This is a genomic window from Trinickia diaoshuihuensis (assembly GCF_003390925.1).
Classification (GTDB): Bacteria; Pseudomonadota; Gammaproteobacteria; order Burkholderiales; family Burkholderiaceae; genus Trinickia; species Trinickia diaoshuihuensis.
This window is the reverse complement of sequence record NZ_QUBS01000079.1, coordinates 98,074-117,019: the sequence shown is the minus strand read 5'-3', so window position 1 is coordinate 117,019 and position 18,946 is coordinate 98,074. Positions and strand designations below refer to the sequence as shown.

The following is an 18,946-nucleotide window of genomic DNA, read 5'->3' as shown; positions in this document are numbered from 1 at the left end:
GGAGGCGGCCTGGGCGGCTCGGGCGGAGCGGGCGGCGGGCCGCCCGGCGGTGCGGCATCCGCATGCCGATGGTCCCGCGCCGGCGAAGCCGATGGCGGCGCTGCGCCCACTCCCGCGTCTGTTTCACGCGGCGCCCCCGGGGGGCCATCCCATCTCTGCCATGAATCGATATCGCCGGCTGCCTGCGAGGCTTGCCGCTCGCGCGGGGTATCGGGCTGGCCGCTCGCGCGACGGCGCCTGAAAAGCTTGAACATGGCGTTCTCCGCTAGGCTCGGTCGGACGCGTCAAGGCGTCGTGCTCGCCGGTTGCGGCTGTGCGCCGGCCGCGCCCGGCGCCGCGCCGTCGCTCTTCTGGCCGACGAGCGTGCCGTCGGTCGGCGTCGGCGGCAGGGCCTTCGGGGATTTGGATTTGTCTTCCGTCACCACGGGCTTGGTCGCGGCATCGGTCAAAAAATCGATGACACGCATCAGCGCTTCGGGCGGCGGCTGGCGGCGCACCTGCGTATGGATCGAGTATTTGGCGCGCGTATCGGTGCTGCGCGTTTGCTCGGACTTGTGCGACACGCGCCCCGAAATACTGACGCTCACCGGGCCCCACCCGAGCTTCGCCTGAATCTCGCCGCCGGCTTCCGTCGACGACGACGATTTCTCCGATTGCGTGATCTCGAGCTCGAAGTCGATGGTCCCTTCTTCGATCGCAATGATCGGATGCACGATCGCGGCCAGAAGCGGAATGCGCATCGTTTTTTGAACGATGCCCTTGGACACGCCGTTTTCATCGACGAGCGATTCGTCGTAATCGAACTGCACGGCGACGGCTTTGCCGTCTTGAATGCAAACCTGCATCAGAAAGTCGGCGTAGCTTTTGGCCGCTTGTGTTTGCGCAGTAATCATCGCTTTCAAGGGGCCGGCAATCATTTGGTCCATCGGCAATGCGTTGATGACCGACCCGATAAAATTCGCGTCCATAACAAAAAACCCTCCGTGTTGGAAATAGCGCAGCGCGGGTACGCTGACGAGGTTCAGATTACGGGGTTCGAGTAAATGAACGAAGGGGCCGCTGGTCATGGCCGGAGACCCAGGACCGATGCGCCGCGCTGGGCCGCGCTGCCACGGGCCTTTAGGATTAGTACGACGGTCATGGACCTTCGGTGCTAGTGCGCACCGAAGAAAACGGCGGTAAAAAGCAACCGAATGAGATGTGTTAGGCGTCGTTAATAGAACATCTCGCTACCGAGGGAAGCGCATAAATGAACGTCCTGATGATCGATAGTCTGCCCCTTTTCGTAGCCGGAGTAGCCGATGCACTCCTTAAGCTCGATAAAGATTGGCAAGTGTGGTCCGCTGAAAATCCCGAGGATGTTTATCGGGTGCGTGGCGAATTAGTCGGCGATGGTATCGATGCCATCACGCTCGAATGGGACGAGGAGGCGGCCCGCGTGGGATGGCCGCAAATATTGCCCAATGTCTTTGGTGCGGTGCCTTGGCTCTTTGTCGTGAGAAACGGGGGACGGCATGCGATCGCGGATGCGCTGCTGGCGGGGGCGGCAGGCGTGGTCGAGCGGCACGCGACCGCCGAGGAGTTCGCGTTGGCGCTCAAGCAGGTCGCCTCGGGCGCCATCTACGTGCCGTCGCGGTATCGCGACGACGGCGAGGCCGGGGCTCGGACGCCATCGAACCTCGGCGAGCGGCGGCTCGATCGCCTGACGCCCCGTCAACTGGAGGTGCTGAGGTTGCTGGCGGAAGGCAAGTCGAACAAGCAGATCTGTCGTGCGCTGAACGTGGCCGAGGGGACGATAAAAAATCATCTTTATGCGCTGTTTCGGCAAATCGGCGTCAGCAACCGAACGGAAGCCGCATTGTGGCTCGCGCGCCGCATTTCGGGCGAAACGGCACGGCTCCCGCTGCCGCGCGCGGCCTTCGCGGGCGCCGAATGAAGCAAGGACGTTGCGACTTACCGAGACGTCGTCTCTTTCGGTGTCGAAAGGTTCGACGACGGCGGGAGCGCAGCGCCGGAACGGATGGGCTCGGCACCGAGCATCGTGCGCGTCAGCGCGGCTAGGCGCCGCTTTACGTCGTCGGCCGAAACGGTATCGTCGAGCGTCTGCTGGAGCTCGACCAGGCTCGCGGCGATCTCGCTTTGCATCTGCGTGCGCGTCTGCGCGGTTTGCGCTCGTTCGGCGTTGCGCATCGCGGCGATACCGCCGGCCGGATCTCCTTTGACGAGCGCATCGAGCGTATCGACGAGTCGTTGCAAGAGTCGATGCACGGCCGTGGCCGAGAAACCGCCGAGCATCGCGAGGGCAGGTTTGCCGAAGCTGCGCATCCCCCCGCTTTCGAAGAGATCGCGCGGGAGCATTTCCACGAGGATCAAACCGGCGATGACGCCGAGGATCAGCCGGGCGCCGTACGAGGCGTCGTAGCGCGGATCGTAGGTGGCATCCGCTATATAACGATGGGCTTGAAACAGCGCGGCGAACGATGCGCCCAGTCCCGCGCAAAATATGAGAAACAACGTATTCCAGAGCAAACTCGTGCCGCTCGCGGTTAGGAAACCTTGTTCGATGTTGGCCGCCGACACGTCGGGCGAAAGGCCGGTTGCAATGACGGCGATGAGGAAGGCGATGGCCGCGACGCTCAGTAATCGGATCAACGGTACGGGGCCGAGCCAAGCAAGCGGGTGCGCGCGCCGGTAGTGCGAGTCGAGCAGCAACACCGCATGCGGCGTGGCCGGCGCGATCGCGGCGGCGAGCTTGCCATGCAGCACGGCGAGCGTGCGCCGAGCGTCGATAGCCTCCGTCGTGCCCGAGCCATCCGAAATCAAGCGGGCGAGTTCGGCGATCGATTCAGGCGGAACCGGCAAGCCGTGACGCAACGCGAAGCGCGCCATGGCGTCGCATTCGTTGCGCAGTTGGGCGTCGAGCGTATCGCCCGCGTCGGCCGATTGAATCGCCGTGGGCAGCGATACGCCGCGAGCGCGCGAGCGGATGGGAAACCAGGGCAGGTGCATGACGTTTCTTCCTCGACAGAGAACCGAAGGGGCCGGCGACGGTCGGCATCGGCTGCACTGTGCGCCCGGGAGAAGGGCGCGAACAATACGACGGAAGTCATGCAAGCGGGAAGGGGAGAAATGCGCCGTGACGGCCGAAGCACCGCCTCGACGAACGGCGGTGCCATCGGGGCCGCCCGCGAGGCACGGCCTGCGCCCCGCGCGTTCCGATCACGTTCCCCCGCGACGCTTCACCGGCCGCCAAGCGACGCGGCGGAACCGCTCCTTCTTCTGCTCTTCCTCGAAGTGCATGCGCGACGGTTTGACGAGGTCGCTGCGCGAGACGATGCCCACGAGTTTCATCGAGTCGCGATCGGCCACGACCGCCATGCGCTCGAGTCCATGCACGGCGAGGCGTGCCGCGACCAATTTGCACGTTTCGCCGGGCAGGGCGACGGTGACCGAGTTCGCCGCGAGGGCGTCGCCGATTCGCGTTTCGCTGGGGGCCTCGCCGGCCGCATCGACCAATGCGGCGAGCGTCGCGCGATCGGCCATACCGGCAAGCCGGTCGCCGCGCACGACCGGGTAGGCGCGATGCGTTTGGCTCGGGCCGAAAAAGGTGGACAAGGCTTCGCTTACCGGCACGTCGGCATCGATGGTCTCGACCGCGCGCGTCATCACTTCGTCGACATGATGACGCTCGAGCGGATCGACGCCGTATTCGCGATAGATGTGGTATCCGCGCCGAGCGATCTTTTCGGTCATGATCGAGCGTCGCATGACGACGGTGGTGAACCCGTGCGCGACGAGCGTGGCTGCCAGTAACGGCAGAAGCGCGTTCGCGTCGTGCGTGAGACCGAACGCGAAGACGATCGCGGTGAGCGGCGCGCCGAGCGTTGCGCCGAGCGTCGCCGCCATCGCCACGAGCGGCCACAGGGCTGCTTCATGTCCCGGCAGGAGCGGTCCCATCACGATACCGAGGCCGGCGCCGAGCATCAGCAACGGCGCGAGCACGCCGCCCGAAGTGCCGGAACCGAGCGCGATCACCCAGATAATCGCTTTCACGACGAGGATCGCAACGGCGACCTTGACGGCGAGTTGCTGATGGAGCAAGTCGCCGATGACGTCGTAGCCGACCCCGAGTACGCGCGGCTCGATCCAGCCGCCGATACCGACGGCGAGGCCGCCGATCGCCGGCCACCACATCCAGTGCAGCGGCAGTTTGCCGAACAAGTCTTCGGTGGCGTACAGCGCGACCGACAGTCCCGACGCGAGCGCGCCGCTCGCCACGCCCAAGATCAGGCACGACAGTAGCGAAATGGCGCCCGGCGGCGCGGTTTCGAGCGGAAACAACGGGCCCACCCCGAACCAAATGGCGCGCAGAAATCCCGCGACGGCGCAGGCCAGCGCCACAGGCAGGAAGCTGCGGGGGCGCCATTCGAACAGCAGCAACTCGACGGCGAGCAGCACGGCCGCGACGGGCGTGCCGAACACGGCGGTCATGCCGGCGGCCGCGCCGGCGACGAGCAGCGTTTTGCGTTCGGCCGCCGTCACCTTCACGCACTGCGCGAGCAGCGAGCCCAATGCGCCGCCCGTCATGATGATCGGACCTTCGGCGCCGAACGGCCCGCCGCTGCCGATCACGACCCCCGACGAAAGCGGTTTGAGCACGGCGACTTTCGGCGACATGCGGCTTTTGCCGAACAAAATAGCTTCGATCGCTTCGGGAATGCCGTGGCCGCGAATCTTCTCGGAGCCGAAGCGGGCGATGAGCCCCACGATGAGCCCGCCCAGCGCGGGCACGAGCACGACCCAGGGGCCGAGTTTGTTCACGGCCGGGGAATGATTCGCAAACGAGAACGTGCCGAAAAAGAACACGTTCGTGAACAGGTAGATAAGCTTGAGCAGTACCACCGCCGCGAGGGTGCCGAGTACGCCGATGACGGCGGCCAAGGCGCAGATTCCGGGTAGCCGTGCGTTGGCGGAAAAGTCCCGCTTGTTTGGATCGAGATGGTCGGTGCTCATAGCGTCATCAAGGTCATAAATCGATTTGCGGCACCGCGAACGCCCCCTTGAGCGATTTAAGCTCGGCGCGGTGCAATGCCGCCAGTCTTGCCAATACCGTTTCGCCTGCTTTGAGCAGGTGCACTTCCACTTGCCGCCTATCCGTTTCGCTCACTTTGCGTCTGACGAGATCGAGCGCCTCGCAGCGCGATACCAGGGCCACGACGCCGTGATGCTGCGCCTGCAAACGCTCGGCCAACTCGCCGATCGTGGCCCACTCGCGGCCTGGATACCCTTTCACGTGCAACAGCAGCAAGTACTGCAGCGGCGTGATGCCTTCGCCTTGCGCCGCGCGTTCGGAGAAGCGTTCGAAGCGCCGCATCTGGTAACGGAACTCCGACAGTTGCTCGAAATCGCTTTTGGCGAGCGTGCTGGGGGCGGCAGTCTTCATAGGGATCGAGGGAGAGGACGAAACCTGGAATTATATCATCATGTGATATAAATGCCCGCGCGATGCCGTGGATCAAGGATTTCGACACTAGCACTGCTTACCATGTGGGCGCGGCGGTAAAGCCGTGTCCGTTCGGAGCCGCGTGCTGCTCTTCTCGCCTTCTAGACCTAGGCCGTCCTAAGCTGACGCGTTTGCGTTTGCCGATGCAGACCGCCGATCAGATCCGACTGCGTAATCATGCCGATGAGCCGACGGGCGCCGTCCACGACCGGGATATGGTGGTGTCCGTAATGGGCGAACACCGGGATCAACTCGGCAACGGGCAAGTCCGGATCCACCGTGCGCACGTTCGGCGTCATCAGATCCTCGACGCGGTACCGTTCGCCCGTGCTGCGCCAGATCGCCCAGCGCTTGCCGCGCGGACCGCGCAGCCCGAATGCCGTGCGTCCGACGAAATCGGTGCGCGTGACGATGCCGACGACGCGGCGGGTTCTATCGATGACGGGCAGCGCCTTGATGCGGTGGCGTTCGAGTAGTCGCCAAGCGGCGGCGGCCGAGGTCTCGCTCGTCACGCTCACGGCATCGCGCGACATGATGCCGGCGCAAGTCAATTCGCGGAAACTGCGCGCATAGGCGAGCAGTTGCGCTTCATGCACGAGCGATTCGAGATCGTCGGAGGCGACGTCGAGCAGCTCGCCGCGTTCGCGCACGATCGCTTCGAGATCGGCGCGCGTCACACCCGCGATGCCCGGCGTGCTTTGCGCGGCGGGGCGGCTGACGTGCGGATAGCGATGCCCGGTGATCGTGTGATAGACGATGGCCGACATGAGCAGCGCGACCGATTGCAGCGCGACCGGTTCGATGACGAAGCGCAGGCCCAACGCATGAATAGCGGGGCCGCCGAGCACGGCGGTTAGCGCGACGGCACCCGAGGGCGGGTGGATGCAACGCAGCGCGAACATCACGCCGACGGCCGCGGCAAGCGCGACGGCGGCGGCGAGGACAGGATTGTCGATCCACGTGGCGCTGAGCACGCCGAGCGTCGCCGCGACGAGGTTGCCGCCGACGAACGACCAGGGCTGGGCCAGCGGACTCGCCGGCACGGCGAAGAGAAGCACGGCCGATGCGCCCATCGGCGCGATCAAAAACGGGACTTGCGCTTGCGGACCCAGCAGCCAGTGCATCGACGCGCCCGTTGCCGCGATCCCCAACAATGCGCCGAGGCAGGCGCGTAAGCGCTCGCGCCAAGAAACGGCGATCGGTTGCGGGGTAAAGCTGGCGAACCAGCGCAAGGCGGCTTGACTAGGCACGGCGTATTTTTTCTATCACATGATCGATAAGCGCGGCGGAAGGTTGCATTGCCGCCCCGGCGAGCCTGAGATTGTATCTCAATGTGATATATGCGTGCCAACGCAAGCGTGCAACCGTTGCGGCCGCACCGCAAACTACCGCCAAGCCTCCCCATCGCAAAAGGTATCGACCTGCGTTTCGTTCGTAGCAGGCGCGGGTACCCCGGCTAAGGCGGCGGCTTCGCTGTATAGCTGCGTTTGATTGATCGAGGCGGCGATCGCATCGTCGGCGGCGGCCTCGGTACTGGACGGCCGCCACAATCCCCAGCGACGGTATTGCGCTAGGAACCAACGGCCTTCCGCGACGCGCGGATAGTTGACGCGGCCGCCGTCGAAGAATGCGACGCCGAGCGGCGCGCGCGCATAACGCTTGCCGCCTTCGCGTCCCGTGAGGCGCGGTGCGATCAGTTCGTGCGGCACATCGAGCGCGTCGGGTTTCGCGAGCCATGCGGAAATCTCTTCGCGATGCTCGGGGGTATCGACCCACCGGCACGCTTCGAGCATCGTGCGCACGAGCGCGCGCGCCGTGGCCGGGTAGCGATGCACGAACTCGCGCCGGCACGCCAAGACTTTCTCCGGATGATTCGGCCAAATCTCGCTCGTCGTCACGACGGTCTCACCGGCCCCGCGCGCTTCGGCTACCGCATGCCACGGCTCGCCCGCGCAAAAACCGTCCAACATGCCTCGCTCCAGCGCATCGACCATGCGCGGCGGCGGAATGACGACGCTTTCGATGTCGTCGCGCGGATGCATGCCGTGCGTGGCGAGCCAATAGTAGAGCCACAGCGCATGGGTGCCGGTCGGGAACGTTTGCGCGAAGACCGGCGTCCTTCCGAGCGTGGCGAGCGCGGCCTTCAGATTGCCCTCGCGGTCCAGCGCGCGGGCAAGCTGCGTGGACAGCGTAATGGCTTGGCCGTTGCGGTTGAGCACCATCAGAATGGCCATTTCGTCGCGCGGCCCCCCGATGCCAAGCTCGATGCCGTAGACGAGGCCGTACAGCGCATGCGCGCAGTCGATTTCACCGGCGAGCAGCTTGTCGCGCACGGCCGCCCAAGACGGCTGCCGGCAAAGCTCGAGCGTGAGGCCATGCCGATGCCCGAACTCGAGCACCTTGGCCGCGACGAGCGGGGCAGCGTCGGAAAGGGCGACGAAGCCGATGCGCAGATGGGTTTTCTCTAGTGCGCCTTCGTTCGGCGTTGCGATGTCCATGGCGTTGCTACCTCGAAGAGTCGGCCGCCTCGAGCACGCGGCGTGCGATGTCGGCCAGACGGACGCCCGCATCCATCGCGCGTTTGCGCAACGTGGCGTAGGCATCGTGTTCGGAGAGTTTGCCGCGCTCCATCAATAGCCGCTTCGCCCGATCGATCGTCTTGCGGTCTTCGAGTTCGCTTTCCGCCTTCGCCAGCCGCCGCCGCAGTTTTTCCTCGTGCGCGAACCGCGCGAGCGCGACTTCTAGGATCGGCGCAAGCTTGTCCGCGGTCAGCCCCTCGGTCATGTATGCGGTCACGCCGGCATCGACGGCGCGGCGGATCAACTGCTGGTTGGCGTCGTGGCTGAACATCAGCACGGGACGCGGCGCGGTTTCGTTCATCACCGCCAGATGCTCGAGCGTATCGCGCGAAGGCGATTCGGTATCGATGATGACGACGTCCGGCCGTTCGCGTTCGACGACCTTGGGTAGCCTATGCGGTGCGGCGGCTTCGGGCAGCATCTCGTAGCCGAGGCGTGCCAGCGCCTCGCGCAATTCGCCGATCGGTTTGTCGGTATCAGTGACGAGCAAAATACGCAACATCTAAGCGGGTGTCGTCGCGGTCAGTAAGCGCCTGATTTCAGGAACGCAAGAGCCGCAGACAGTGCCACAGCCCAGCGTCGATTTCAACTCGTCCAGCGCGGCGCCATTCGCAATCGCTTGCTCGATCTGCGATTGCTTCACTTGCTTGCAATTGCAGAGCACGCGGTCGCGCGGCGCGCGCGGGCGTTGCTGCGGCGTGTCGCCGCCGAGCAGCACGATCGCATGGCGTGGTCCTTCCCACGGCGTCTCGCTTCGAATTTGCTCGATCAACGCCGCGGCCGCCGTGGTGTCGCCGGTCAGCAAGAAGCCATCGACGCATTGTGCGTGCCAAGCGACGCGCTGCGCGCGGCCGCGGCGCGGATCGCGGTATTCGAGCAGGTCGTCGCCACGCGCCAATCCTAGCGCATCGTGCAAGCGTTCGGTCCAATCGTCGTCGGCATCGGTATCGGCGGCGGTCACGACGATCAATTCGTCGGCCTCGATGCGAATCGAGGCGTAGCGTCGCTCGACGAGCAGCGGCTGGACGGCCGAGCGCAACGCGAGTACATCGCCGCGCTTGGCGGCGGCGAGGCGCCAAGGCAGTTTGGCGGGCTCGACGCGCACGGCCGCATGCTTCAGCTCGGGCTGCTTCGAGTCGGGGTCGACGGCGCCGATCGTTGCTTCGTTGATACCTCCGCTAGCGAGGAATTGACCGCTCCAATGCATGGCCGCGAACACGGTGCCGGGCGCTACGTCATCGCTCAGTTCGAGCGGCAGCACGAGCCGGCCGCGGCGGCTCGCGACCGTCACGAGGTCGCCTTCCTTGAGGCCGCGACGCGCCGCGTCCGCGCGGCGCATCGATAACGTGGCCTGCGCGGCGTGGTTGAACAGCACGCCCGCGCGGCCCGTGCGGCTCATGCCGTGCCACTGATCGCGCAGACGCCCGGTTAGCAGCCGGAACGGATAGCGTGCATCGACACTCTCGGCCACCGGCAGATAACGCGGCGCATGAAAGCGAGCCCGGCCGTCGGCGGTGGCGAAGCGGCCGTCGGTATAACGGCGTGCGTCGCCGCGTTCGGCGCCCGCCGGAAACGGCCATTGCTGCGGGCCGTTTCGTTCGAGCAGCCCGTAAGAGATTCCTCCGATGTCTAGGTCGCGTCCGATCGTGAGGGCGCGGTGTTCGTCGAATACCTCTTGCGGCGACGCATAGGGGAACAGTTCCGGTTGGCTCGGCGCGAGCCGCGCCTGTAGCCGGCGGGCGACTTCGTTCACGATCCACCAGTCGGGACGGGCCTCGGCGGGCGGCTCGACGGCCGCGCGCACGCGAGAAATCCGCCGCTCGGAATTGGTGACGGTGCCCGACTTTTCTCCCCAACTGGCCGCGGGCAGCAATACATCGGCGTAGGGCACCGTGTCCGTCTGTTCGAACGCTTCTTGGACGACGACGAATTCGGCCGTGCGCAGCGCCCGGCGAACGCGCTCGATGTCGGGCATCGAGTGAACCGGATTCGTGCAGGCGATCCAGATGGCCTTGATCTTGCCCTCGGCGACGGCGTCGAACATCTCGACGGCCGGCAAGCCGGGGCGGGCCGATAAGCCGGTGACGCCCCACAACGATTCCACTTGCGATCGATGCTCGGCATTGCCGATCTCGCGATGCGCGGCGAGCATCGTGGCCATGCCGCCGACTTCGCGGCCGCCCATCGCATTGGGTTGGCCCGTCAGCGAAAACGGACCCGCGCCGGGCTTGCCGATCTGCCCGGTGGCCAAATGCAGGTTGATCAGCGCGAGGTTTTTGTCGGTGCCGTGACTCGACTGGTTCAGTCCCATGCAATAGAGCGAGAGCGCGGCGGGGCTGGCGGCGAACCATTGGGCCGCCGTCAGCAGATCGGATTCGGCGATGCCGCAGATCTCGGCGGCCATGCCGGGCGTGTAGCCGCGCACGAGCGACTTCAGTTCGTCGAACCCGCTGGTGTGCGCCGCGATGTAGGCGGGATCGATCGCCCCTTCCCAGATCATGTGGTGCAGCATGCCGTTGAAGAGCGCGACGTCGGTGCCCGGTACGATCGCGAGATGCAGATCGGCCAGCGCGGCCAAATCGGTGCGGCGCGGATCGACGACGATCCATTTGATCGAGGGGTCCTTCGCTTTCGCTTCTTCCAAGCGCCGAAACAACACAGGGTGCGCATAGGGCATGTTGCTGCCGGCGAACAGGACGGTATGTGCGAGTTCGAGGTCTTCGTAGCAGGTCGGCGGACCGTCGGCGCCTAGCGCCTTCTTATAGGCGCTGACCGCGCTCGACATGCACAAGCGCGAATTCGTATCGATGTTGTTGGTGCGGATGAGCCCCTTGGCGAGCTTGTTGAAGACGTAGTAGTCCTCGGTCAGCAGTTGCCCCGAAATATAGAAGGCGACCGCGTCCGGACCGTCGCGCTCGATGATGTCGGCAAAGCGCGCGGCGACATGATCGAGCGCGATGCTCCAATCGGCCGGCTCGCGCGGCGCTTCGCGCGAGCGCCGTAGCTGCGGACGCAGGGCCCGGCCCGCGTGATCGGCCACGGTCTGGGGCAGCGTCCGCCCCTTCGTGCAGAGCTTGCCGGAATTGGCGGGATGATCGGGATCGCCGGCGATGCCCGTGATGCGGCCATCCTCGGCTTCGATCAGCACGCCGCATCCTACGCCGCAGTAGCAACAGGTGGAGCGCGTGACGGTCTTCATCGCGGCGAGATCCTTATCAGGCGAAGCGAATGAACACGGCGTCGCCGTCCACTTTCACGGCGAAACGCAGCGTGCAGCCTTCATCGGGCGCGCACGCTTCGCCCGTTTCGAGCGCGATGTTCCAGCTATGGAGCGGGCACGTCACGGTCTTGCCGTGCACGATGCCTTGCGAGAGCGCGCCGCCTTTGTGCGGGCAGCGATCGTGCAGCGCGAAAACCGCGTCGTCGGCCGTGCGAAATAGCGCGATGTCGCCGTCCTCGCGCTTGAGCACGCGGCTGCCCAGTCGCGGGATATCGGCGATGCTGCAAACGTGCGTCCACGTCGAGGAGATAGTCGTATCCATTTCCAAATCCATATCGATGTCCATTCGTTCCGTTCGATGCGTTTCGATGGGCTCCGATGCCCCTAGGCGATGACCTTGAGCGGAATGTATTCGCGCTCGTGCTGTCCGCCGATACGCGCTTGCCACGGGTCGGGCAACCCGTCGAGCGCGTAAAGGAGCCGTTCGTATAGCGCGCGGCGATTGGCGGCATCGTCCACGATTTTTTGCTTGACGTAGTCGAGGCCGACGCGAGCGATGTAATGGACCGTGCGGTCGAGGTAGTGCGCCTCCTCGCGATACAGTTGCAGGAACGCGCCCGTGTATTCCTTCACTTCCTCGGCCGTCTTCACCTTGACCAGGAACTGAGCGACTTCGGTCTTGATGCCGCCGTTGCCGCCGACGTAAAGCTCCCAGCCGCTATCGACGGCGATGACGCCGACATCCTTGATCCCCGCCTCGGCGCAATTGCGCGGGCATCCGGAGACGGCGAGCTTGACCTTGTGGGGCGACCACATGTTCGCTAGCATGGTCTCGAGATCGATGCCCATTTGCGTGCTGTTTTGCGTACCGAACCGGCAAAACTCGCTGCCGACGCAGGTCTTCACGGTACGGATCGATTTGCCGTACGCATGGCCCGACTGCATGCCGAGGTCTTTCCACACGTGGACCAAGTCTTCCTTCTTCACGCCGAGCAAATCGATGCGCTGACCGCCGGTGACCTTGACCATCGGAATCTTGTATTTGTCGGCCACGTCGGCGATGCGGCGCAGTTCGTCGGGCGTCGTGACGCCGCCCTTCATTTGCGGCACGACCGAGAACGTATTGTCCTTTTGAATGTTCGCGTGCACGCGTTCGTTGACGAAGCGGCTTTGCGGATCGTCGACGGCCTCGTGCGGCCACGTGGAGATCAGGTAATAGTTGACGGCCGGGCGGCACGTGGCGCATCCGTTCGGCGTGCGCCATTCGAGGAAGTCATAGACGGCGCGATGCGTAAGCAGCTTGTGCTCGCGCACGGCTTTGCGCACTTCGTCGTGCGTGCGATCCGTGCAGCCGCACATCGCTTTCGTCTTCGGCGTTTCTTGGAAGCTCGTGCCGACCGTGCTCATCAAGATTTGTTCGACGAGGCCCGAGCACGAGCCGCATGAACTGGACGCCTTCGTGTGCTTCTTGACTTCATCGAGCGTAAAGAGCCCCTTTTCGGTGATGGCTTTGACGATCGTGCCCTTGCACACGCCGTTGCAACCGCAGACTTCATCCGAATCGGCAAGGGCGGCGGCGCGATTGTGCCCTTGCACGCCTGCGTCGCCGATGCTCGATTCGCCGAACATCAAGCGATCGCGCAACTCGCCGAGCTTGCGGCCTTCGCGCAGGAGTTTGAAATACCAGGCGCCGTCGGCCGTATCGCCGTAGAGGCACGCGCCCACCAAGCGGTCGTCTTCGATGACGAGTTTCTTGTAGACGCCGCTCGCCGGATCCGAGAGGACGATTTGTTCGGTGTTTTCGCCGCCGACGAAATCGCCCGCCGAGAACAAATCGATTCCCGTGACCTTGAGTTTGGTCGATAGCACGGAGCCTTTGTAGCTGCCGATCCCCATCAGCGCGAGGTGATTCGCGCACACCTTGGCTTGCTCGAATAGCGGCGCGACGAGCCCATAGGCGACGCCGCGGTGGCTCACGCATTCCCCGACGGCGTAGATGCGGGGATCGTACGTTTGCAGCGTGTCGTTGACGACGATGCCGCGATCGCAATGCAGTCCGGCCGCTTCGGCGAGCGTGGTATTGGGGCGGATGCCCGCGGCCATGACGACGAGGTCGGCTTCGATTTCGTCGCCGTCCTTGAAACGCACGCCCGCGACTTCGCCGGCTTCGTTGCCGATGATTTCGCTCGTCGCTTTCGCGAGCAGGAACTGCAAGCCACGGGCCTCGAGCGAGCGTTGCAGCAGACGGCCCGCGTTTTCGTCGAGCTGGCGCTCGAGCAGCGTCGATGCAAGGTGGACGACCGTCACTTCCATGCCGCGCAGCTTCAATCCGTTGGCGGCCTCGAGCCCGAGGAGCCCGCCGCCGATGACGACGGCGCGCCGCTTGACGTTGGCCGCATCGATCATCGCTTGCGTGTCGCCGATATCGCGGTACGTAATCACGCCTTTGAGTCCGGCGCCGGGCACCGGCAAGATAAACGGTTGCGATCCCGTGGCGATGAGCAGGCGGTCGTACGGCGCCTCGGTGCCGTCGTCGGCCACGACGATGCGGCGCTTGCGGTCGATCCTCGACACGCTCTTACCCAAATGAAGGCGAATGCCGTTTTCCTCGTACCACTCGAGCGGATTGAGCACGATGTCTTTGAACGTCTGCTCGCCGGCGAGCACGGGCGAAAGCAAGATCCGGTTGTAGTTCGGATGCGGCTCGGCGCCGAAGACGGTGATCTCGTAGTGATTCGGGGCGAGCGCGAGCAATTCTTCGATCGTGCGAATACCGGCCATGCCGTTGCCGATTACGACGAGTCGGGGCGCGTTCATCGTTGCATACTCCTTGAATCGTTGAGGTCGCAGCGTCATTGCACGACGGGGAAAGACAGAAATTGGTTTCGTGGCATGCACCAACGAAAACGGCGTCCGCTCGTGCGGGTGCACGAGGGGACGCCGTTGTCCTTGAAGCGTGAGCGATGCACAGGAGAAGGCGTGCCGAGACTTCAACCGAGGTCGTGCCGCCGTCGCTGCGCAATCGCGTTGCGTTGCATGCATCCCGGCGCCGTTGCCGGGTACGCGCGATTACTATGCAAAGGGTATGCCAATTGATGCGAAGCCAGGATGCACAAGGCTTTGCGGCGATGGACGCGCGACGCTAGCGAGCCGATGCACCAACTTGCCGCACTGCAGCAGTGCAGCGCACCGCGCGCGCCGCACCCGTTCGGCGCGAGGCCGTCCGCTTCGGTGCGTCATTGGCCGATGCAGCGGCGCATCGGGGACTATAATTCTGAGCCTCACTTGAAACTCATCCCGCGAGGTCCGCCCGGGGCATGGAGTGGGCGGCAGCGGATCTTAGTGCTTGCCAACGTAATCAACCGAGGAGGTTCGATATGACCATCCGCATCGGCGACGTCGCACCCGATTTCACCGCCGAAACCACCGAAGGCACGATCAAGTTTCATGAGTGGATCGGCGATCACTGGGCCATTTTGTTTTCGCATCCGAAGGATTTCACGCCCGTTTGCACGACCGAACTCGGGACCGTCGCGCGCTTGAAGCCGGAATTCGATAAGCGCAATACCAAGGTCATCGGCCTGAGCGTCGATCCCGTCAGCGATCACGAGAAGTGGGTCGGCGATATTGCCGAGACGCAAGGGCACGCCGTCAACTTCCCGGTGATCGGCGATCACGACCTCACCGTGTCGAAGCTGTACGACATGATTCACCCGAACGCGAGCGGCGGTGCGCGCACGGCGAACGACAATGCCACGATTCGTTCTATCTTTATCGTGGGCCCGGATAAGAAGGTTAAGGCGATGCTCGTCTACCCGATGAGCGCCGGCCGCAACTTCGATGAGGTCCTGCGCTTGCTCGACGCCTTGCAAGTCAATGCGCAGCACTCGGTGGCGACGCCCGCGAATTGGCGTCCGGGCGACGACGTCATCATCCCCACGTCGGTGTCCGACGAGGAAGCCAAGAAGAAGTACCCGCAAGGGTTCAAGACGCTCAAGCCGTATCTGCGCACGGTCGCGCAGCCGAAGTAACGGCCGCGCCGAACGTGGGACGCTGCGTCCTCGTTCGGCTTTAGCCCGCCCAAACGGCGGTACCGGCCCCTGCCAGCGCGCATAGCGTGACGACCGCGAGCGGGGGCGTTTTCCATCTGACGAGTAAAACGAAGCCGGCGGCGGCGATCGCGAAATCGATCGGTGCGTGGACGGCGCTCGTCCATACCGGCGAATAAAGCGCGGTGGCCAGCAAACCGACGACGGCCGCATTGACGCCCGCAAACATAGTCGCGGTGGAGCGGCGCGCGCGCAATGCTTGCCAATGCGGGAGCGCGGCTACCACGAGCAGCAGCCCCGGTAGGAAAATTGCGACCGTGGCGAGCGCGGCACCCTCGATACGTCCGCCGGCGCCCGGCATCATCCAGCCGAGATAGGCGGCGAAGCTGAACAGCGGGCCCGGCACGGCTTGCGCGGCACCATATCCGGCCAACAGCTCGTTGGGTTCCACCGTCGCGTGAATGAGCGGCTGCTGCTGCAGCAAAGGCAGCACGACATGGCCCCCGCCGAAGACGAGGGCTCCCGAGCGAAAGAAGGCGTCGAACGATCCGAGCGTTTGCGCGGCGGTGCCGCCTAGCATCGGCGAAAAACGCAGCAAGACCGGGAGTCCGGCCAACAACGCGCAAAAGGAAACGAGCGCGACGACGCCGGCCGTGTGCGAAACGCGCCGTTGCAGCGCTTGCGTGGTAATCGGGAGACCGCGTGCATCGAACTCGATATCGTTCCGATAAAGCGCGAGCCCGGCGAGCGCCCCCAATGCAATGACGACCAACTGGGCATAGACGGTGTGCATCGTACTGAGCAGCGCAATCGCGGCCAGAGCGATCGCGCTGCGCCGCCTGTCGGGGCACAGCCGCCGTCCCATATCCCATACCGCTTGCGCGACGACGGCGACGGCCGTTAGCTTCAGGCCGTGCACGAGCCCTTGGCCGATGGTGCCGCTCAGGTCGGGAGCCAAGGCGGCGAACGCCAGCAGCATGGCGACGGACGGCAGCGTGAAGCCGCACCACGCGGCAAGCGCACCGAGCCACCCGGCTCTGAGCAGGCCGACGGAGAACCCGACTTGGCTGCTGGCGGGCCCGGGCAGGAATTGGCAAAGGGCGACGAGATCCCCGTAGGCCGCTTCGTCGAGCCAGCGGCGGCGTTCGACGAATTCGCGGTGGAAGTAGCCCAGGTGTGCGACAGGTCCACCGAAAGAAGTCAGCCCCAGCTTCAGGAAAACGCCGAGGACTTCGAACGCGCCACGCCCGCGGGCGGGCGTGGTGGAGGTTACGGTGAGCGGTTTAATAATCTAACCTTTTCATCGTTTCGGATTCCATCGCGGCGTGCCATTCCTCGGAGGCTTCGAACGGATTGGTTTCGTCTTCCACCGAAAACTGAGCGCGTTCGGCCGCGGTACGCGCATTGCCGAAACCCGTATCGAAGTCGTCTTCGCCGCCATCGTCGCCCGGCGGCTCCAACATGTCGCGCAGCATCGCTTCGAGCTCGGGCGTGTCCCAAGGCTTGCCATGCTGCTTGCGAACCTTGATGTAATGCCGGATTTCCGCGTCCTGTTCCGGAGTGAGCGGCAGCCCACGGAAGGTCCGCTGGGGATCGAGGTCGGTCATGATGGCGCTCCGCGGGGAGAGAGGTCCCAGTGTAGCGCCGTTGCATGCCGACGCGCCATACGGGAGACATCGGATAACGTGGCTCCCCGCTCCATGCGAGCGCGTTTCGCCGCTTGGCCTGAACTATCGCACGGCCTCCAGCGTCGACTCGATCAAGCGCTGCGTCGATTCGAATACGTCGCGCGCATGCCGCTCCGGGTCTTTGACACCGGTCATCGGCACGGCCAGCGAAATCGCGGTGCCCTCGGGAAGCTCGGCCAACAGTTCCGGCAGCGGCAGCGTGCCTTTGCCGGGCACGAGCCGACCGGAGCGGTTCTCGGTGATGCGCGCATGCATCGACGCCGGGGCGAACGGGCCCGCGTCGCATAACTGGACCGAGCGGACGGTGCCGGGCGGCGCCGCGCATACGTCGAGCGCGCTGCCGCCCGAACGCCATAGGTGCAACGCGTCGACGAGTACCGAGCCATTCGACTGGGCCGCCGCGATGACGATGTCGAGCGCATCGTCGAACGAGGCCACTTGTCGCCAGGGCATGAATTGGAGTTCCACGCCGAGCGCGAACGGCATGGCAAGTTCGCACACGCGAGCGAAGTTTTCGGTGAGGCGATAGGCATCCGGGTCGTCTCCCAAAACGGTCAGGCTTTTTGCACCCACCACCGATCCTGCCTCGAGCAGCGGCTCGATCTGGGAAACATCGAAATTTCGGCCGATCCCGACGGACTCGATACTGCGCACTTCGATGCCCTCGTTGCGCAGATGCGAGACTGTTTGACGCGAGGCGGGCGAACCCGCGGCGAGCTGGTAATGGGTCGAGCCAGGGAACGGGGGATGGAGGCGCAGATCGATACTCGTGTAGCCGATCGTCGAGGCAAGCGTCGCTAGGTCGAGTGGCGTTGTTTCCAAAATCGTCGAGTGCGCTAGCGTCAATTCCGGCGAGGTGCGGAAATTCATCGCTTCATCACCTTATTCGTTCGAGGTTTAATCGGGAATGAGCGATACGGACACAGCCTAGCATTCGAGTTATTCCGAGCCCAATGGAGTTCTAATCGATTTTTTAAAAAGCTGGGATTTTTGATAGGCGCAAAAAACGCTAATCGTCAGACTGTGGGATTCGAGTGACGCCGGCACATTTCGGTGAACAGGTCAGTGAACAGCTCGTGCGCGAAAAGCTGCCCGAAGGTGCCAAACGTGCCGAATGCCTGCAATAAGACGGCGCGGCTGATATGATCGTCGATTGCCGATCGTCGGCAAGCAAACTTTATTCGTTGGGACTCGCATGCTCCTGTACGCCAACTCCGAATCGGGCCATTCGTATAAAGCCAGGTCCTTCTTGTTGCTCGCGAATGTTGCGCACGAGTACCGCTGGATCGACCTGAATACGCCGAGAAGCGAGCGCCCCGCGGAATTTGTCGCTGTAGCCAAGTTCGGCGAGGTGCCCGTTCTCGTGGATGACGGGCGAGCGCTGTGTCAGTCCAACGCGATTCTGATCTACCTCGCGCAGAAGTTCGGTGTCTTGCGCGGGGAGCCTTCGGAATGGCAGTCCGTGTTGGAATGGCTCTCGTGGGAGACGAACCGCATTGGTTTCAGCGTTCCGAATTTGCGGTTTTCCTTGCGATGGGACAAACAGCCGGCCGATGTCTTGTCGTATCTTCGAGGCCGAGCCATGGTGGATTTACGTACGCTGGATGCGTTTCTTTCGTCATCCGACTATCTGCTGAAATCCGGGCCGTCGATCGCCGACATCAGTTGTTCGGCGTATCTTTTCTGGCTCTCGCAGGCGGGCATCGCCGAAGCCGAGTTTCCGAACGTTCAGCGTTGGCTGTCTTCGTTGAGCAAGTTGCGAGGCTGGCTTCATCCGGACGATGCGCTGGCAAAACCCGCGCAGCGATGAGGCGTGGGTGTGACGTTGCGCGTGTAACCGGCCGCGCGCCGCGAAGGCCGCCATCCGCCTGTCCGCCGAAACCGTTCGTCTCTACAATGAGTGGGCA

16 protein-coding genes and 1 pseudogene are annotated in these 18,946 nt (G+C 64.2%); 3 read left to right on the top strand and 14 right to left on the bottom strand.

The features are described from left to right. Both DXT59_RS30970 and DXT59_RS17715 read right to left on the bottom strand, forming a co-directional pair. Positions 1-254 (bottom strand): annotated as a pseudogene (locus tag DXT59_RS30970) (hypothetical protein); the annotation flags it as partial. 30 nt (positions 255-284) lie between these two features. Next, a complete protein-coding gene (locus tag DXT59_RS17715; protein ID WP_116138179.1) occupies positions 285-968 on the bottom strand; it encodes a DUF2589 domain-containing protein in 684 nt (227 codons plus the stop codon). A 281-nt stretch (positions 969-1,249) separates the two neighbouring features. Between DXT59_RS17715 and DXT59_RS17710 the strand changes: the two genes are divergently transcribed. Next, positions 1,250-1,936 carry a helix-turn-helix transcriptional regulator gene (locus DXT59_RS17710; RefSeq protein WP_116138163.1) on the top strand — a complete coding sequence of 229 codons (687 nt, stop codon included), beginning with the start codon at positions 1,250-1,252 and terminating at the stop codon, positions 1,934-1,936. 17 nt (positions 1,937-1,953) lie between these two features. Here the strand turns inward: DXT59_RS17710 and DXT59_RS17705 are convergent, their stop codons facing one another. From DXT59_RS17705 to nirB, 9 genes are all read right to left on the bottom strand, one after another. Then, positions 1,954-3,009 (bottom strand): hypothetical protein, encoded by a 1,056-nt coding sequence (locus tag DXT59_RS17705; RefSeq protein ID WP_116138162.1) that lies wholly within the window; start codon positions 3,007-3,009, stop codon positions 1,954-1,956. 210 nt (positions 3,010-3,219) lie between these two features. Continuing rightward, positions 3,220-5,013, bottom strand: coding sequence for a chloride channel protein (locus tag DXT59_RS17700; RefSeq protein WP_116138161.1), 1,794 nt, complete (start codon positions 5,011-5,013; stop codon positions 3,220-3,222). A gap of 13 nt (positions 5,014-5,026) precedes the next feature. Continuing rightward, positions 5,027-5,443 carry a MarR family winged helix-turn-helix transcriptional regulator gene (locus DXT59_RS17695; RefSeq protein WP_116138160.1) on the bottom strand — a complete coding sequence of 139 codons (417 nt, stop codon included), beginning with the start codon at positions 5,441-5,443 and terminating at the stop codon, positions 5,027-5,029. A 167-nt stretch (positions 5,444-5,610) separates the two neighbouring features. Beyond that, the gene (locus DXT59_RS17690; RefSeq protein WP_116138159.1) at positions 5,611-6,753 is read right to left on the bottom strand and encodes an HPP family protein; all 1,143 of its coding nucleotides are present in this window, start codon (positions 6,751-6,753) and stop codon (positions 5,611-5,613) included. A gap of 135 nt (positions 6,754-6,888) precedes the next feature. Continuing rightward, positions 6,889-8,001 (bottom strand): CmpA/NrtA family ABC transporter substrate-binding protein, encoded by a 1,113-nt coding sequence (locus tag DXT59_RS17685; RefSeq protein ID WP_116138158.1) that lies wholly within the window; start codon positions 7,999-8,001, stop codon positions 6,889-6,891. A gap of 7 nt (positions 8,002-8,008) precedes the next feature. Continuing rightward, the gene (locus tag DXT59_RS17680) at positions 8,009-8,584 is read right to left on the bottom strand and encodes an ANTAR domain-containing response regulator (RefSeq protein ID WP_116138157.1); all 576 of its coding nucleotides are present in this window, start codon (positions 8,582-8,584) and stop codon (positions 8,009-8,011) included. Next, positions 8,585-11,281: a nitrate reductase gene (locus tag DXT59_RS17675; RefSeq protein ID WP_116138156.1), complete on the bottom strand. Its 2,697-nt coding sequence runs from the start codon at positions 11,279-11,281 to the stop codon at positions 8,585-8,587. Between the two features lie 16 nt (positions 11,282-11,297). Continuing rightward, positions 11,298-11,624 (bottom strand): nitrite reductase small subunit NirD, encoded by a 327-nt coding sequence (gene nirD, locus DXT59_RS17670; RefSeq protein WP_116138178.1) that lies wholly within the window; start codon positions 11,622-11,624, stop codon positions 11,298-11,300. A 62-nt stretch (positions 11,625-11,686) separates the two neighbouring features. Then, entirely contained in the window at positions 11,687-14,119 is a 2,433-nt protein-coding gene (gene nirB, locus DXT59_RS17665; protein WP_116138177.1) for a nitrite reductase large subunit NirB, read from the bottom strand. A 560-nt stretch (positions 14,120-14,679) separates the two neighbouring features. Between nirB and DXT59_RS17660 the strand changes: the two genes are divergently transcribed. Then, entirely contained in the window at positions 14,680-15,333 is a 654-nt protein-coding gene (locus tag DXT59_RS17660) for a peroxiredoxin (RefSeq protein ID WP_116138155.1), read from the top strand. Between the two features lie 40 nt (positions 15,334-15,373). Here the strand turns inward: DXT59_RS17660 and chrA are convergent, their stop codons facing one another. From chrA to DXT59_RS17645, 3 genes are all read right to left on the bottom strand, one after another. Then, a complete protein-coding gene (gene chrA, locus DXT59_RS17655) occupies positions 15,374-16,639 on the bottom strand; it encodes a chromate efflux transporter (protein ID WP_116138154.1) in 1,266 nt (421 codons plus the stop codon). Then, positions 16,635-16,958 (bottom strand): hypothetical protein, encoded by a 324-nt coding sequence (locus DXT59_RS17650; protein WP_116138153.1) that lies wholly within the window; start codon positions 16,956-16,958, stop codon positions 16,635-16,637. Before DXT59_RS17650 ends, chrA begins: the two co-directional genes overlap by 5 nt. 123 nt (positions 16,959-17,081) lie before the next feature. Further along, entirely contained in the window at positions 17,082-17,909 is an 828-nt protein-coding gene (locus DXT59_RS17645) for a sugar phosphate isomerase/epimerase family protein (RefSeq protein ID WP_116138152.1), read from the bottom strand. Positions 17,910-18,234: 325 nt separating this feature from the next. Between DXT59_RS17645 and DXT59_RS17640 the strand changes: the two genes are divergently transcribed. Further along, complete coding sequence (locus tag DXT59_RS17640) at positions 18,235-18,849, top strand: glutathione S-transferase family protein (protein ID WP_116138151.1); 615 nt, start codon at positions 18,235-18,237, stop codon at positions 18,847-18,849. The last annotated feature ends 97 nt before the right edge of the window (positions 18,850-18,946 follow it).